13 protein-coding genes are annotated in these 15,480 nt (G+C 66.7%); 4 read left to right on the top strand and 9 right to left on the bottom strand.

Translation table 11 applies throughout. The features are described from left to right. Window positions 1-1,104: an alanine racemase gene (gene alr, locus AB4Z32_RS17655; RefSeq protein WP_442123165.1), complete on the bottom strand. Its 1,104-nt coding sequence runs from the start codon at window positions 1,102-1,104 to the stop codon at window positions 1-3. 162 nt (window positions 1,105-1,266) lie between these two features. On the opposite strand from alr, the gene lplT reads away from it, so the two are divergent. Beyond that, window positions 1,267-2,529 carry a lysophospholipid transporter LplT gene (gene lplT / locus AB4Z32_RS17660; RefSeq protein ID WP_442123166.1) on the top strand — a complete coding sequence of 421 codons (1,263 nt, stop codon included), beginning with the start codon at window positions 1,267-1,269 and terminating at the stop codon, window positions 2,527-2,529. 235 nt (window positions 2,530-2,764) lie between these two features. Here the strand turns inward: lplT and AB4Z32_RS17665 are convergent, their stop codons facing one another. Genes AB4Z32_RS17665 through tsaB form a run of 4 tightly spaced genes read right to left on the bottom strand, consistent with a single transcriptional unit; the run spans window position 2,765 to window position 5,898 of the window. After that, window positions 2,765-3,763, bottom strand: a complete 999-nt coding sequence (locus AB4Z32_RS17665; RefSeq protein WP_442123167.1) for a DUF1853 family protein — start codon at window positions 3,761-3,763, stop codon at window positions 2,765-2,767. Continuing rightward, entirely contained in the window at window positions 3,729-4,709 is a 981-nt protein-coding gene (locus tag AB4Z32_RS17670; RefSeq protein ID WP_442123168.1) for a uracil-DNA glycosylase, read from the bottom strand. The genes AB4Z32_RS17665 and AB4Z32_RS17670 overlap by 35 nt, the downstream gene beginning before the upstream one ends. After that, window positions 4,706-5,176: a ribosomal protein S18-alanine N-acetyltransferase gene (gene rimI, locus AB4Z32_RS17675; protein ID WP_442123169.1), complete on the bottom strand. Its 471-nt coding sequence runs from the start codon at window positions 5,174-5,176 to the stop codon at window positions 4,706-4,708. The genes AB4Z32_RS17670 and rimI overlap by 4 nt, the downstream gene beginning before the upstream one ends. Further along, on the bottom strand, window positions 5,176-5,898 hold the full coding sequence (gene tsaB / locus AB4Z32_RS17680; RefSeq protein WP_442123170.1) for a tRNA (adenosine(37)-N6)-threonylcarbamoyltransferase complex dimerization subunit type 1 TsaB: 723 nt from the start codon (window positions 5,896-5,898) through the stop codon (window positions 5,176-5,178). The genes rimI and tsaB overlap by 1 nt, the downstream gene beginning before the upstream one ends. A 52-nt stretch (window positions 5,899-5,950) precedes the next feature. On the opposite strand from tsaB, the gene AB4Z32_RS17685 reads away from it, so the two are divergent. Beyond that, window positions 5,951-6,376: a thioredoxin family protein gene (locus AB4Z32_RS17685; RefSeq protein WP_442123171.1), complete on the top strand. Its 426-nt coding sequence runs from the start codon at window positions 5,951-5,953 to the stop codon at window positions 6,374-6,376. On the opposite strand, the gene AB4Z32_RS17690 is transcribed toward AB4Z32_RS17685, so the two are convergent. Both AB4Z32_RS17690 and AB4Z32_RS17695 read right to left on the bottom strand, forming a co-directional pair. After that, window positions 6,377-8,698: a molybdopterin cofactor-binding domain-containing protein gene (locus AB4Z32_RS17690; protein WP_442123172.1), complete on the bottom strand. Its 2,322-nt coding sequence runs from the start codon at window positions 8,696-8,698 to the stop codon at window positions 6,377-6,379. Next, window positions 8,661-11,846: an EAL domain-containing protein gene (locus AB4Z32_RS17695; RefSeq protein ID WP_442123173.1), complete on the bottom strand. Its 3,186-nt coding sequence runs from the start codon at window positions 11,844-11,846 to the stop codon at window positions 8,661-8,663. Before AB4Z32_RS17695 ends, AB4Z32_RS17690 begins: the two co-directional genes overlap by 38 nt. Window positions 11,847-12,066: 220 nt before the next feature. On the opposite strand from AB4Z32_RS17695, the gene AB4Z32_RS17700 reads away from it, so the two are divergent. After that, the gene (locus AB4Z32_RS17700) at window positions 12,067-12,576 is read left to right on the top strand and encodes a DUF1993 domain-containing protein (protein ID WP_442123174.1); all 510 of its coding nucleotides are present in this window, start codon (window positions 12,067-12,069) and stop codon (window positions 12,574-12,576) included. A gap of 33 nt (window positions 12,577-12,609) precedes the next feature. On the opposite strand, the gene AB4Z32_RS17705 is transcribed toward AB4Z32_RS17700, so the two are convergent. Both AB4Z32_RS17705 and AB4Z32_RS17710 read right to left on the bottom strand, forming a co-directional pair. After that, window positions 12,610-12,825 (bottom strand): DUF1289 domain-containing protein, encoded by a 216-nt coding sequence (locus AB4Z32_RS17705; RefSeq protein ID WP_442123175.1) that lies wholly within the window; start codon window positions 12,823-12,825, stop codon window positions 12,610-12,612. Continuing rightward, a complete protein-coding gene (locus AB4Z32_RS17710; protein ID WP_442123176.1) occupies window positions 12,806-13,375 on the bottom strand; it encodes a DUF1415 domain-containing protein in 570 nt (189 codons plus the stop codon). The genes AB4Z32_RS17705 and AB4Z32_RS17710 overlap by 20 nt, the downstream gene beginning before the upstream one ends. A gap of 437 nt (window positions 13,376-13,812) precedes the next feature. Here AB4Z32_RS17710 and AB4Z32_RS17715 point away from each other — a divergent pair, with 437 nt between their 5' ends. After that, on the top strand, window positions 13,813-15,183 hold the full coding sequence (locus AB4Z32_RS17715) for a transglycosylase SLT domain-containing protein (RefSeq protein WP_442123177.1): 1,371 nt from the start codon (window positions 13,813-13,815) through the stop codon (window positions 15,181-15,183). Window positions 15,184-15,480 lie beyond the last annotated feature (297 nt).

Raw genomic sequence — 15,480 nt, forward strand, 5'->3', positions numbered from 1 at the left:
TCAGTCGGTTCCGAGGCGGCCTTCGGCTACGCGCACGCGCGGTGCCAGGGCGCACATCAATTCATAGCCGATCGTCCCGGCGCTGGCCGCGACTTCGTCCACGGGCAAGCCGTCGCCCCACAGGACGACCTTGCTGCCGACCCGCGCGTTGGCGACCGGGGTCAGGTCGACCGTCATCATGTCCATCGACACCCGGCCCACGAGACGGGTCCGGACGCCGTCCACCAGCACCGGCGTGCCGTGCTCGGCGTGGCGCGGATAGCCGTCCGCGTAGCCGCAGGCGACCACCCCGATCGTCATCGGCGCTTCCGCCACGAAGCGGCTGCCGTAGCCGACCGTGTCGCCGGCCTCGATCCGCTGGATCCCGATCAGCTCCGATTTCAGGGTCATGGTCGGCAGCAGGCCGTAATCGCGCGCCGAAGCGCCGCCCGGGGTGCCGCCGTACAGCATCACGCCGGGACGGACCCAGTCGTTGTGCAATTCCTTGGCGAGTTCCGCCTGGTGCAGCACGCCGCCGGAATTCGACAGGCTGCGCTGCCCTTCCAGGCCGGCCGCCCCTTCGCGGAAACGGCGCACCTGCTCGGTAATCGACAGGCGCGGGTGCTCCAGCTCGTCGGCGTTGGCGAAATGGGTCATCAGGGTGATGTTGCGGATGCCGGGAATGGCGCGCAGGCGCTTGTAGGCGGCCGCGTACTCGCCGGGACGGAAGCCGAGCCGGTTCATCCCCGTGTTCATCTTCAGGTGGACGTCGATCGGGCGGTAGAGCTGGGTATATTCCAGCATCTGGATCTGCTCCAGGCAGTGCACCGCGCTATTGATATTGTGCTCGGCCAGCAGCGGCACGTCGGAGGCGTCGAAAATACCCTCCAGCAGCAGGATCGGCTTGACCCAGCCCATTTCGCGCAGGCGCAGGGCGTTCTCGGTCTCGATCAGGGCCAGGCCGTCGGCCTGGGCGAAACCGCGCATGCCGCGCTCCAGGCCGTGACCGTAGGCATTCGCCTTGACCACCGCCCACACCCTGGCGGTCGGCGCGCAGGCGCGGGCGCGGGCCAGGTTGTGCTGCATGGAATCGAGATGGATGAGGGCGTGGATCGGGCGTGGCATAGGGCGGAGATGGGGTCGAAACTGGCGAACGGAAGTGCTATTTTAGCGCCAACTCGGCGCCAACCGTGGCCGCTGCTGTTGAAATGGCGTGTTGTCGATTTCTTTGGCGCGGCGGGCTTTCATGGTATAAAGCAACCCACACTAGCTTTTAGAACGTTTCGAATGATCCGTGGTTTTTATACCATCATGGCGGCGCAGTTTTTTTCGTCGCTCGCAGATAGTGCGCTGTTGTTCGTCGCCATCGATCTGCTTGCAGCGATGCATGCGCCACCGTCGCTGATTCCTCTGTTAAAACTCTCATTCGTCCTGTTCTACGTCCTCCTGGCTCCTTTCGTCGGCGCATTTGCCGATTCGATGCTCAAGGGCCGGGTGATGTTCATTGCCAATCTCATCAAGATTTTCGGCTGCGGCCTCGTGTTCACCGGCATTCATCCGCTGCTCGCTTATGCCGTGGTCGGCTTCGGCGCGGCCGTGTACTCGCCTGCCAAATACGGCATCCTGACCGAACTGCTGCCGCCGGAAAAGCTCGTCGTCGCCAACGGCTGGATCGAAGGCTTGACGGTGCTGTCGATTATCCTGGGCACCGCGTTTGGCGGCGCCCTCGTCAGCCCGATGGGCGGCGCCTGGCTTGTGGGTCTGCACCTGCCCGTCATCCAGAACATCATCGCGACGCCGAGCCAGGCCTCGCTGGCCGTGCTGATCGGCGTGTACATCCTGGCGGCCATTTTCAACCTTGGCGTTCCAGACACGGGCGCGCGCTATGATCACCAGGAGCGCAACCCGACCAGGCTGATTGCAGACTTCGCCAACTGCTCGGCCACGCTGTGGAAGGACAAGCTGGGCCAGATCTCGCTGGCCGTCACCACGCTGTTCTGGGGTGCCGGCGCGACGCTGCAACTGATCGTCATCAAGTGGGCCGAACGTTCGCTGAAAATGCCGCTGGATAAGTCGAGTTTCCTGATCGGCACCTTCGCACTGGGCGTCGCCGCAGGCGCCGCCGCCGCGGCCAAGATCATCCCGCTGAAGAAATCGCTGACCGTGATTCCGCTGGGCGTCGTCATGGGCCTGGTCGTGACCAGCATGACCCTGGTGCATTCGGTGACGGTCGCCGTGCCCCTGCTGATGATCATCGGCCTGCTGTCCGGCTTCTTCGTGGTGCCGATGAACGCCCTGCTGCAGCACCGCGGCCACGTGCTGATGAGCGCCGGCCACTCGATCGCGGTACAGAACTTCAACGAGAACCTGTCGATCCTGACCATGCTGGCGGTATACGCCATCATGCTCACGCTGAACCTGGACCTGAACATCATCATCGTCCTGTTCGGCTGCATGCTCGCCGGCCTGATGCACATGATCGGCCGCCGCCACGCCGCCAACCAGCGCGAGCACGACTCGCTGGCGCTGATCGGCGAGCACAAGCACTAAAAATTCGGGGTCAGAGCACTTTTCCGCTTTAATTCGGGGTCAGAGCACTTTTTTGGGCAATTGCTCCGAAGAGTGAGGCTCCGAGGCTCATGAAATATTATTTCAATATTTTTCTAAAAATGAAAGAATATTTCATCCATTTGCCGAATCTCTTGAGTGCGCCTTCCGCACGGCCATGTTCCCAAAAATCGCTCTGACCCCGAATTGAAGGGAAAATGTGCTCTGACCCCGAATTTTAGGGGTGCGGGCGGGTGATGGCGCGTTCGCGCCAGTCGTCGGGGACGATGAAGCCGCGCTCGGTTTCGATGATGGCGCCCTGGCCGTTGATGCCGCCGTTGGCCCGACCATCGCGGACCAGCGCCACCAGCACCGGCGTGCCCGAGCTGGCGAAATGGTCGGCGAGTTCGGCGACCAGCTGGGCGCGGTCCAGCATCCAGGTCGCGGACGAGGCGCGGAAAGGCGGCAGCCATTGCAGGCGCGGCAGGATCAGGAAGCGGTCGGCGTCCATCTGCTCCAGCTCGGACAGCGCGCACCAGAAGCCGCGGCAGTGGCCGGCGCTGATGCCGTTCATGGCGAAATAAGTCCCGGCCGGATAGAACAGCCAGCCTTTCACCAGGGCCTTGGCACTGGTCACCGGGCGCGGCAGCACTTCCCGGGCGGCCGGATGGCTTCCGAGCTGCAGCTGGCGATCGAACACCTTGCGCATCTTGCGGCCCAGGCTGTCGGCCAGGTTGGGGCCGACGAAGTTGTCGAAGCTGGCCGCGAGGCCCTCGTGCGCCTCGCCCTGCAGCAGGTAGAACTTGGTGGCGAACTCGATGTGCTCGAGGCCATCCGGGCCGGCATCGAGCAGGAAGTCGAATTCGCCGATGGTGGCGTCGCGCCCGGCGCGCACTTGCAAGCCATGGGCCACCAGCCTGCCCTTCTGCGCGAAATAGAAGGCCATCAGCTTTTCGGCGTACAGGCCGAGGCGCGTGGTCATCTTGGCGCCGAGCGCTTCGTCGAGCGCGGACGGATCCTGGTCCAGGGCGACCAGCCAGCGCTCGGTTTCCAGCGTCATCGGCCCGAGGGTCGCGATCCGGCCTTCCCAGTGCGGGTCGTGGATGTCGAGCAGGTCGGGCGCGTCCAGCAGCCAGGCCAGGGCCCTTACCCTGGCGCGCCGCAGGTGGCTCCAGCGGCGCTCGAAATGCGCCTGGTAGTTGTCAGCCGCGCCGCGCACGGCTTGCCCTTGCCGCACACAGGTCTGCCCAGGCCAGCGCCTTGTCGCCGCCGCGCCGCAGCAGCTCGCCCGGATGCAGGGTCGCGACCAGGGTCGCCTCGCCGTCCCGCAGCGGATACGGCTTGCCGCGCACGCCGGCCAGCGGCTCCGCCAGCGGACGCCCCAGCAGAGTATTGGCGGCGATCTGGCCCAGGGTCAGCACGGTGCCGGCGCCGGTCAAGGCCAGCTCGCGCTCCAGGTAGGGACGGCAGGCCGCCGCCTCCTCGGACGTCGGCGCGCGATCGCCGCCGGCGGACGTGGTCGGGCGGCACTTGATCAGGTTGGTGATGTAGACATCGCGCTCGCGCGACAGCTCGACCGCGGCCAGCATATTGTCGAGCAGCTTGCCCGGATCGCCGGCGAGCGGGATGCGGGCCTTTTCGTCGGCCGCCGTGGTCGCCCCGGCCGCCACCAGCCAGCGCGCCTTCTTCGACCCCGTGCCCGGCACCGGCGCACGGCCGTCGCGGCAGGCGCTGCAGCGGCGGCAGGCGGCGATCGCCAGCTGCAGCCGGTCCCAGTCCATCTGCGCGATTTCTTCCGGCGTGGCATCGAGCGGCAGCGCGGCATCGTCCCAGGCGAGGTCTTCGGGCGCCACTGGTGCCAGGGCCGATACCGACTGGGCGACCGGCTGCAGCGGACGCGGCCCCTGCTCCGCCGGACGCGGCGCAGGCGCGCGTGAAGGTGCAGGTACCGCTACAGGTGCGGGCGCGGCGAACGCATCCTCGGCCGCATCCGGCGGCGCAGCCGGTGCAACCGGCGCGGCTTCCGCCACCACCGCCTCCACGGCCTGCTCCAGGGCAGCCGCCTCCTCCAGCGGCGCCGCAGCCTCGACGGCCGGCGCCACCGGCGCATCCCGCAAATGCCACAGCGGCGTGATCCCCATCTCCGCCAGGAAGACGGCGTCGCGGTCGGCCAATCCGTTCATAGTACATACCTCATCACGATCGCATCCTCGCGGCGTCCCTCATGGGCGGGATAATACCCCTTGCGGCGCCCGATCTGCGTGTAGCCGTAGCGCTCGTAGACCTTCAGCGCGCGTTCGTTCGACGGCCTCACCTCGAGCAGGATCGAGGCCATGCCCATCGCCCGCGAACGCGCCGCGATCCGGTCCAGCAGGTGACGTCCCAGGCCGGTGCCATGGCGCGCGCCGCACACGGCGACGTCCAGCAGGTGGGCTTCGTCCACTGCATACATCAGCAGGAAGTAGCCGGCCAGCGGACCTGCGTCCGGTTCGCGCAGCACCCAGGCATCGTAGCCGCTGGCCAGCGAATCGACGAAATTGCCGCGGCTCCAGGGATGCGGGAACACGCTCTGTTCGAGGGCATGGACCTCGTCGATGTCCGCCGCCGTCATCGGCCGCAATGCCAGGGACTGCTGCGCGCGAAAGTCCATCAGCCGCCCGCCTTGGCCGCGTTGATCGCCTGGCGCTCGGCGCTGGTATAGGCGACCTTGTTGCGCAGGTAGAGGGGCTGGGCCTGGTCGGCCGGCACCGCCAGGCCGGCGGCCAGCGCGCCCACGCCCAGCACGGCCATCTCGCGCGCGTGCGGCAGCATGTCGCCGATGGCGTTCGCGGCGAAGTCCTTGCCGGCGAAAGCGTCCGGATAGGCCGCGAAGCCGTTGCCGCAGGCGGCCAGGCCGGCGGCCGGCAGCGGCGCGACGTCCTGGGGCGCGCACAGGGCGGGCGCCGACACTTCGCTCCAGCCGCCATCCCGATAACGGTACTGGGCCCAGTAGACTTCGCCCATGCGCGCATCCAGCACCGCCAGCACCTCGGTCGCCCCGGTGCGGGCGCGGCAGGCTTCGGCCATCGCCTCCAGGGTCACCAGCGGCAGCACCGGCAGGCCGGCGCCGAAGGCCAGGCCCTGGGCCACGCCGCAGGCGGTGCGCACGCCGGTGAAGGAACCGGGACCGGCGCCGAAAGCGACGGCGTCGCAGTCAGCCAGCGCGACGCCGGCTTCGCGCAGCAGGTCCTGCACCATCGGCAGCACGGATTGCGAGTGGGTGCGGACCCCGGAGGATTCGCGGGCGAGGACGATGTGCGGCAGCGCGTCGCTATTGAACAGCGCGCAGGAAGCCAGTTCGGACGAGGTTTCGATGGCAAGGATGATAGGCATGCCGTATTTTAACCCGTGGCGCCTGTCGGCCAAAAGCCGTAAAATCCGGCCCATGCAAAGCCTGACTCTCGAGCCCGACAATCGCGAACAGCTCGCCGCCGCCCTGGACGGCGAAGGCTGGGTCGTCGCCTGCCTGTGCGCCGCCTGGTGCGGCACCTGCTCGTCCTACCGCGCCGCCTTCGACGGCCTGGCCGCGCGCCACCCGGACAAGACCTTCGTCTGGATCGACATCGAAGACCAGGCCGACGTGGTCGGCGACCTCGACGTCGAGAACTTCCCTACCCTGCTGCTGCAGCGCCGCGACATGGTCGCCTTCTTCGGTACCATGCTGCCGGATGCGAACCTGGCCGACCGCCTGGTGCAGTCCCAGGCGGCGCTGGCGGACGAGGAACTGGCGCGCCTGGCGACGTCGAGCGAGGAGCGGCGCGTGTGGCAGCGGGATGCCAATTTGCGCGTGTTATTAAACAACGCCGAATAATCACGCCAGACGCAAGGGCAAACTCCGCAAACGCTGCCCGGTCAATTTGAACAGCGCGCTCGCCACCGCCGGCGCCACCGGCGGCGTGGCCGGCTCGCCCATCCCCTCGGGCGCTTCCATGCTCGGCACGATCACGGTCTCGACCAGCGGCGCCTCGCTCATCCTCAGCACCGGATAATCGCCGAAGTTGCCCTGCTGGACGCGGCCGTCCTTCAGCGTGATCTCGCCGCCGAGCGCCGCCGACAGGCCGAACACCACCGCCGACTCGACCTGCTGGGCCACGATGTTCGGATTCACGACGATGCCGCAATCGACCGCGCACACCACGCGGTGCACGCGGATCTGCTTCCCGATGACCGACACCTCGGCCACCTGCGCCACGATGCTGCCGAAGGACTGGTGCACCGCCACGCCGTGCGCGCGCCCGTCCGGCGCGGTGCCGGCCTTCGCCAGCGCCGCCTCCAGCACCGCCAGGTGGCGCGGATGCCCGCGCAGCAGTTCGCGCCGCAGCTGCACCGGGTCCTTGCCGGCCGCGTGCGCGACTTCGTCGAGGAAGCCCTCCTTGAAGAAGGCGTTGTGCGAGTGGCCGACCGAGCGCCAGTAACCGATCGGCACCGCGCTGCCGGCGATCACGTGGGCGATGCGGCGGTTCGGGATCGCGTACTGCATGTCGTACTCGCCCTCGGCCGTGGTCTTGTCCGGGCCGATGCCCGGCAAACCGAGGTTGCGCGGGAAGTACTGGTGGCCGATCGCGCCGCTGACGGATTTGTTATCCCAGGCCAGCACCCTGCCCTCCGCGTCCAGCCTGGCCGTGAAGCGCGCCAGCGCCTGCGGGCGGTAGACGTCATGGGTGATGTCGTCCTCGCGGGTCCAGATCAGCTGCACCGGCTGGCCGCTCAGTTGGCCGCTGAGCGCTTTTGCGATCGCCACCGCCTGCGCCACCATATCGGTTTCCAGGCGCCGGCCGAAACCGCCGCCCAGCAGCATCAGGTCGAGCGAGACGTCGGCGCGATCGACGCCGGCCACCCTGGCCGCGACCTCGACCGCCACGCTCGGCACCTGGGTCGAGCTCCACAGTTTGAGCTTGCCGTCCTTGAGCTGGGCCGTGCAGTTGATCGGCTCCATGGTGGCGTGGGCCAGGAAGGGCGCGCGGTATTCGGCCTGGATCGTCTGCGCCGAACCCTGCACGTCCTGGCTGCCGCTCTCGAAATAGGTGAAGCCGGTTTCGCTGTCGAGCAGCTTCGCGAAGTCCGCGAAGATCGCCTCGCTGGACAGGCCCGCGTGCGGGCTGGCGCTCCATTCCACCGGCAGGCTTGCCGCGGCCTGCCTGGCCTGCCACCAGGTCTTCGCCACCACCGCCACGCCGGCGCCGGCGCCGGAGAACTCCGGCAGCGCGGACGAGACCTCGACCACTTTCACGACGCCCGGCATCGCCATCGCCTTGGCGGCATCGAAGGAAGCGACGCCGGCGCCGACCACCGGCGCCATCTTCACTGCCGCATACAGCATGCCGGGCACGCGTGCGTCGATGCCGAACAGCGCGCTGCCGCTCACCTTGGCCGGGCTGTCGCGGCGCGGCACGGGCTGGCCGATCAGGCGGAACTCGGCCGGGGTCTTCAGGCGCACGTCGCCCGCTTCGATGTCGGCACCGACCACCGCGGCACGTGCCGCCAGTTCGCCGTAGCCGAGACGCCGCCCGTCCGGGTGCAGGACGTAGCCGTCGCGGGTGGACAGGCGCGCCGCATCGAGCTTCCATTGCTCGGCCGCCGCCCGCACCAGCATCGCGCGCGCCACGGCGCCGGCCTCGCGCATCGGCCCCCAGGCATCCTTCACGCTGGTCGAACCGCCGGTGAACATCAGGCCCAGCTCGCGCCCGACCTTCCCCATCACCCACTGCACGCCCTGCCTGACGCTGCCGCGGTCGTCGGGGTGGAAAGGCAGGTTCTCGCGCAGGACGGTGAGGTTGCCGAAGATCTTGTCGATCGGCGCCTGCGAAATCCGCACATTGGCCAGCGGCGCATCGAGTTCCTCGGCCAGCAGCATCGGCAGCGCGGTGTTCACACCCTGCCCCATCTCGCTGCGCGGGACGACCACCGAGACGGTGCCGTCGGCCGCGATCGCGACCCAGCCGTTGAGGGCGACGGCGCCGGCCTCCACGGCCAGCGGGCTGGCGCTGCGCAGGCGCTGGCGCGGCGGCGCGCAGCCCCAGCCGACCAGCAGCGCGCCGCCGGCGGCCAGTCCACCCAGCAGGAAACGGCGCCTGCCGCGCGCAGGCTTGCCTGCCTCAGTCCGGTCCTGCTCCGGCGTATTCGAGTCTCGCATTCGTGTTCTGTCCCCATTGTGCCAACAGCTGCTCCGGCGGCATGGGCCGGGCATACAGGTATCCTTGCGCGCGCCGGCAGCCGTGCCGCAGCAGGAAGGCGGCCTGCTCGCCGGTCTCGACGCCCTCGGCGATCACCGCCAGGTTCATGCTCTTGCCGAGCTGGATGATGGCGATCGCGATCGCCTCTTCGTTTTCCTTATTGGTCGCGTCGGTCGAGATGTCCCGGATGAAGCTGCGATCGATCTTCAGGGTCTGCACCGGCAGCTGCTTCAGGTAGGCCAGCGACGAGTAGCCGGTGCCGAAATCGTCGATCGCCAGTTCGACGCCGATCGCGTGCAGCTCATTAATATACTGCATCGCGTCGCCGGTGTTCATGATCACCGACTCGGTCACCTCCAGCTGCAGGCGGTGCGCTGGCAGGCCGGTCTCGCGCAGCACCCGCTCGACACCGGCGGCCAGGCCGCCGCGGTCGAACTGGCGCGCCGACAGGTTGACCGCGATCTTCGGCACCACCAGGCCGGCCTCGTCCCAGCACCTCATCTGGCGGCAGGCCTGTTCCAGCACCCAGCCGCCGAGCTGGTTGATGAAGCCGATGTCCTCGGCCAGCGGAATGAAGCGGTCCGGCCCCAGCTGGCCCAGCTCCGGGCTGTTCCAGCGCACCAGGGCCTCGACCCCGATCAGGCACCCGCTGTCGATCTCGACCTGGGGCTGGTAGGCCAGCCAGATCTCGTCCTTCTCGATCGCGCGGCGCAGCAGGGCTTCCAGGCGCAGGCGCTCGACGCCCTCGCCGTCCATCGACGGCGCGTAGAAGGCATAGCCGTTGCGGCCGCGCGCCTTGGCCTGGTACATGGCGACGTCGGCGTTGCGGATCAGGACGTTCAGGTCGGAGGCATCCTGGGGAAAGAGGCTGATGCCGACGCTGCCGGTGACGAACAGCTCGTAATCCGACACCAGCGCCGGCTGCTCGAACAGGCGCATCAGCTTTTCCGCCACCATGCGCGCGCCGCGCTCGCCGTCGACATCCTCGAGCAGCACGATGAACTCGTCGCCCCCCAGGCGCGCCAGGGTGTCGCCGTCGCGCAGGCAGCCGGACAGGGTGGCCGCGACCTGCTTGAGCAGCTCGTCGCCGATGTGGTGGCCGAGGGTGTCGTTGACGTTCTTGAAGCGGTCCAGGTCGATGAAGATCACGGCCAGCTGCTCGTCCCCGCGCGCCGCGCGCGTCATCGCATGCTGCAGGCGGTCGTGGAACAGCAGGCGGTTCGGCAGGCCCGTGAGCGGATCGTGGTGGGCCAGGTGGTCGAGCTTTTCCTGCGATTCCTTCAGCTTGGTGATGTCGCTGAACACGCAGACGTAATGGGTCACCGTATCGCAGTCGTTACGCACCGCCGACACCGTCAGCCACTCGAGATAGACCTCGCCGCTCTTGCGGGTGCTCCAGATCTCGCCGCGCCAGAAGCCGGTCTCGGCGAGGGCGCGCCACAGGGCGTCGTAGAATTCCGGCGCATGGCCGGCGCTGCTGGCCAGGCTGGCGCGGGTCAGGCCCGATTCCCTGCCCAGCGCCTCGCTCTCGGTATAGCCGGTGATCTGGGTGTAGGCCGGGTTGACGGCGACGATCCGGCCATGCACGTCGATCACCATCACGCCGTCGGCGATGTGCTCGAGCACGGTGGCGGCCAGGCGCAGTTTTTCCTCGGCCTGGCGGCGCCCGGTGACGTCCGCGTAGACCCAGATGCTGTCGCCATGCGGGCGCTCCGGATCGACCGCGCGGCCGCTCACCTGGCACATGAACAGGCTGCCGTCGCGGCGGCGGTAAAGGTGCTCGGTGCTGAACTCCTTGCCGCCGGCGAGGACGGCCTCGCTGGCGGCGATGCCGCGCTCGTAGGCCTCGATGTCCTCGAACAGCACCGCGATCGATTCGCCGACCAGCTCTCCCTCCTCGTAGCCGAACAGCTCGTCGAAGCGGCGGTTGGTCGAGACGATGCGCAGGTCGCGCTCCTGGACGATGCCGAACATGACATTGTCGAGCACCGCCTCCTGCTCCGCCAGCAGGGCTTCGATGCGCATCTCGTTGTGCTTGCGCTCGCTGATGTCGGAGATGATGCCGTCGATCCAGAAGGCGGCGTCGCCGTTCTGGCCCACCGGCTGGCCGCTCTCCAGCACCCAGCGCTCGACGCCGTGGGCATCGACGATCCGGTATTCGATCTCGTAGGGCAGCGCCGCCAGCACCGCTTCCTTGGCCAGGCGCCGCCGCATGCGCCGGTCTTCGGGCGCGACGATGTCGGACCAGCGGTCGGTGTTGGCGCTCATGAACAGGCGCGCCGGATAGCCGGAGATGTCCTTGATGGCGTCGCTGACGAAGTCGATGCTGCCGCCCGGGCGGGCGCGGAACACGGCCCCCGGCACCTGGGTCACGATGGTGCGGAAACGCTCCTCGCGGCGGCCGATGTCGGCGAACAGTTCGCGGATCGCGAGCCGCATGGTGTCCATCTGCGCGCCCAGGCGTCCCAGCTCGTCGCGCGAGGCCGGCACCAGCGGGGTGTCGAAGTCGCCGCGCGCGAGGCGGTCGGAAAAGCCGGTCAGGCTGCGCAGCGGCGCCAGCAGGCGGCGCTTGAGCAGCATGACGATCAGCAGCAGCGAGACCGCCAACTGCACCGCCAGTACGCCGGCATAGCGCCACTGCTTGAGGCGCAGGTCGTGCTGGCTGCGGCTGTCGTCCATCTCGACCAGCACGTGGCCGATCGGCTGGCCGTGCACGATCACGGTCCGCTCGGTGCGGAACACCTGGCCCTCGGCGGCGGCGGGGGCGCGCTGGTCGATGAAATCCTCGTCGGCCTGGGCCCGCACCTGCACGTGCAGCACGGCCGGGTCGCGCATCACCGATTCGACCAGCGAACCGGCGGCGTCGGCGTTCATGTTCCACAGCGATTCCTGCATGCCGAGTGCGAGGATGTCGGCATTGCGCTGCAGGGTCTCGTCCAGCATGGTGCGCGCGGCCTGGCGCTCCTGCACCACGACCAGGAAATAGCTGCCCACCAGGGCTGGCACCACCAGCCCGCCGAGCACCATCAGCAGCAGCGCGCCGTACAGCGAACGCCCATACAGGTGCAGCGGCCGCAGGGGCAGCACGCGCTTGGCGACTCTGGACATGAACCTGGAAGCAAACATGGCAGACAGGACGCCAGCGCCCGGAAGCGCCAGCGGATAGGTGTGGATTGCTTGTTTAGTGTTGGCAGATTATGCACACAAAGTTGCCACAAGTCAGCAAATTGTCACGCCCGGAAGGCGTATGGACGCGAAGCGTGACCGTGCAGCCACGTTTCGGTATTGCTATGATGCGTCACCACTACTATATAGAAGGAGATGAACGATGAGCTTGTCGATGTATTCCGCATCGGTGCCGGTGTTCCGGCAGGTGCTGGGCAGCCTGTCGGCGATCCTGGACAAGGCCGAGTCCCATGCCGACCTGAAGAAGATCGAGCCGCAGGCCCTGTTGCAGGCGCGCCTGTTCCCGGACATGTTCCCGCTGCTGCGCCAGGTACAGGTGGCGGCCGATTTCGCCAAGGGCACGGTGGCGCGCCTGGGCGGCGTCGAGGTGCCGCGCTACGAAGACGTCGAAACCGACTTCGCCGGCCTGCGCGAGCGCATCGGGAAGACCCTGGCCTTCATCGACAGCGTGCCGCGCGACGCGATCGAGGCCGGCGCCGGCCGCGAGATCACGGTGGGCACGGGCGCCAACCAGCGCCAGTTCAGCAGCGGCCAGCCCTACCTGCTGCACTACGCCCTGCCGAACTTCTACTTCCACGCGACGACCGCGTACGACATCCTGCGCCATAACGGGCTGGAGATCGGGAAGCGCGATTTTATCGGGAGCTTCTGAACGCCGTTCCCGCGAAAGCGGGAACGAAGTAACTTAGGTGTTGCGGCGCGGATAACCCTGCGACAGAATCCGCTGCCACACGACTTCCTTCTCCTCGGACGTCATCGACACCCAGTGCGCCACCTCGACCACGGTGCGGCCGCAGCCGCGGCAGATTTCGTCGAAGGTGGTCGAGCAGACCGCGACGCAAGGTGTGTCCGGACGTTCCGGCAGTGCGGCGCCCATCCGGTCAGCGCGCCGGGCCGACATCGAGCTTGTCCCAGCCTTCGTGGCCGAGCGCTTCCATGGTCTCGATATTCTTCTCGAAGATCGCTTCGGCCTCCGGGAAGGCGTCCACCGCGCGGTCGATGCTTTCCTCGCGCAGCAGCTGCAGGATCGGATAAGGCGCGCGGTTGGTGTAGTTCGAGATGTCGTTCCGGTCGGTGTCCGCGAACTGGTAGTCCGGGTGGAAGCTCGCGACCTGCAGCTCGCCGTCCAGGTGCATGTCCTCGACCGCCGCATCGGCCACGTCCAGGAATTCGTTGAAGTCCAGGAAGTCGTTCAGCACGAAGGGATGGATCAGCAGGGTCGTGTCGATCTTTTCCGGATCGGTATCGGACAGCTCCTGCAGCTCGTTCATCAGGGTTTCGAGCAGCTCTTCCGGCGTGCGCGCCGGCGACACCACGTAGCGCACCTGCTCCTTCACGTACACCGCCTTGGCGAAGGGACACAGGTTCAGGCCGATGACGGCGCGTTCCAGCCAGCGGCGGGTGGCGGCGATGATTTCGTCATCGTCCGCGTTGAGGTTGGCAGTACTCATGATCTTTCTCAAATTGCAAAAAGCGCGGCGCGCAGAGACCGCATTGTACGCGCACTTTGCGTGCCCTCATAGATGGACTGGCAAGCCGGGGTAACTTGGCAGGCACCGCAAACGGCTCTGGTATTAGCCTCCGGCACCGGTTTTTTCCTTGCCTTTATGACTATAGAAACTCTCGACAGGAAATTTATTTGCTTCCATATTTCCAATATACACCCCGGTGTATTTGATTATCCTTGGAAATTTTCCTACGAAAACACTTCCAAACAAGCACATACCCCTGAGTAAGTTGTCAAAATACAAGTAAGAGTTATCAAGTTTGATAGTCAAAAAATTTTGTAACCGAGAGGACTTAATTCTTGACTGGCGCGCCGACCGGTCCGTACACTCCCCGTTTACTCGTCAGTCCTAACCGTTCCTGGACGCAACACTGGAAAGCTATGTACGAAACGACTCGCACCACCCAAGCCCTGGCCTTCGCGATCCTGCTGGCTCCCGCGATCAGCCACGCCGCCGACAGTGCCCCGAGCACGATCACGCAAAGTTCCTCCGGCATCAGCAGCGCCGCGATCGCCAAGCCGGCCCTGCCCGCCTCCCTGACGGCGGTCAAGGCCGACGACTATAAAGACCCCGACCTGTGGGCGCGCATCCGCAGCGGCTACGCGATCCCGGACGTCGACAACGCCCTGGTCGCCAAGCACATCCAGTGGTACGCCAGCCGTCCGGACTACCTGGCGCGCACCTCGGGCCGCGCCTCGCTCTACCTCTATCACGTGGTGCAGGAGCTGGAAAAGCGCGGCATGCCGACCGAACTGGCGCTGCTGCCGGTGATCGAATCCGCCTTCAATCCACAAGCCCTGTCGACCGCCGACGCGTCCGGCCTGTGGCAGTTCGTGCCGGGCACGGGCAAGGATTTCAACCTCAAGCAGAACATGTTCAAGGACGAGCGCCGCGGCGTGCTGGCCTCGACCGACGCCGCCCTCACCTATCTGCAGCGCCTGTACACCATGTTCGGCGACTGGCAGCTGGCCTTGGCTGCGTATAACTGGGGCGAAGGCAATGTCCAGAAGGCGATCCAGAAGAACCGCGCGGCCGGCAAGCCGACCGACTTCGAGAGCCTGGCCGAGCTGATGCCGGCCGAGACCCGCAACTACGTGCCGAAGCTGCAGGCGGTCAAGAACATCATCGCGAATCCCGGCCAGTACGGCGTGAGCCTGCCGGTGATCGACAACCAGCCCTATTTCACCACCGTCGACAAGACCTCGGACATCGACCTGGCCGTGGCCGCCCAGCTGGCCGAGATGTCGATCGACGAGTTCAAGGCCCTGAATCCGCAGTTCAAGAAGCCTGTCATCACCGGCGAATCGACCAAGATCCTGCTGCCGAAGGAAAACGCCGAGAAGTTTCACCTGAACCTGGCCCAGTGGGGTCACGCGCTGTCGTCCTGGACCACCCACAAGATCACCGGCGCCCGCGAAACGATCGCCTCGCTGGCCTCGAAGTTCGGCACCACGCCGGAAGTCATCCGCCAGGCCAACAACATCCCGCCGCAGATGCGCCTGAAGGCCGGTTCGACCATCCTGGTGCCGAAGACCAGTACCTCGACCGCCTCGGACATCGCCGAGAACATTATCGACAACGCCCAGATCGCCCTCGAAGCGGACCGCGGCGACAGCAAGCGCAAGGGCCAGAAGCTCAGCGGCGCCCAGCGCATCAAGGCCAGCGCGGCGAACGCCGTGGCCGAGATCAAGGCCCGCGTTTCGCGCGGCAACAAGCCGGCGCTGAACTCGCACGGCCGCAAGCACCGCTAAGCGCCCCGGGCAGCCTTCCACTGCGTCGCTGCACTGCGGCATGAACCTCCCCGCAAGCCGGCCTGCACGATACGCGCAGGCCGTGCACGCTTTGCGAAAATACGGTATAGTGTCGTTTGTGCGTTGCAAAACGCGTTCGCGTACACGTCGTCGCGGCAATGCACCGGTAATACCGTAGCAAGACAATTAGCAAGCTTCGCAAGCCCAGGTATCGTAGAAAGATACCTTTCCATAAAGCCCCCCCGCCCTGTGTGCCGTTTGTTAAAAGGCACCATCCCGGCGCAAAGCTTTTGTGCC

Source organism: Massilia sp. 2TAF26 (assembly GCF_052115005.1).
GTDB lineage: Bacteria > Pseudomonadota > Gammaproteobacteria > Burkholderiales > Burkholderiaceae_D > Telluria.